This is a genomic window from Actinospica acidithermotolerans, assembly GCF_018139625.1.
In the GTDB taxonomy this organism is placed as follows: domain Bacteria; phylum Actinomycetota; class Actinomycetes; order Streptomycetales; family Catenulisporaceae; genus Actinospica; species Actinospica acidithermotolerans.
In genome coordinates, this window is sequence record NZ_JAGSOH010000387.1 from 1 (window position 1) to 409 (window position 409).

The 409-nt window shown below is 32.8% G+C and carries 1 protein-coding gene; it reads left to right on the forward strand.

Annotated features, from left to right (window positions below; translation table 11 throughout):
* A partial coding sequence (locus tag KDK95_RS39070; RefSeq protein WP_212522673.1) for a sulfatase-like hydrolase/transferase occupies positions 1 to 409 on the forward strand: 409 nt, incomplete at both ends.

Below are 409 nucleotides of genomic sequence, written 5' to 3' on the forward strand. Positions count from 1 at the left end.
AAGGTAAAACATCTGACTCTGAATTTACAATGGATAACAGTTTATACGGTTTACCGCAAGGTTCTGCCTTTTCATTAAAAGGAGATAATACGTATCAGTCATTACCAGCAATTTTAGATCAAAAGCAAGGCTACAAATCTGATGTCATGCACGGTGACTATAAAACATTCTGGAACAGAGACCAAGTATATAAACACTTTGGTATCGATAAATTCTATGATGCAACATACTATGACATGTCAGATAAAAACGTTGTAAACTTAGGCTTGAAAGACAAAATTTTCTTTAAAGATTCTGCTAATTATCAAGCTAAGATGAAATCACCATTCTATTCTCATTTAATTACATTGACTAACCACTATCCATTCACATTAGATGAAAAGGATGCAACTATTGAGAAGTCAAACAC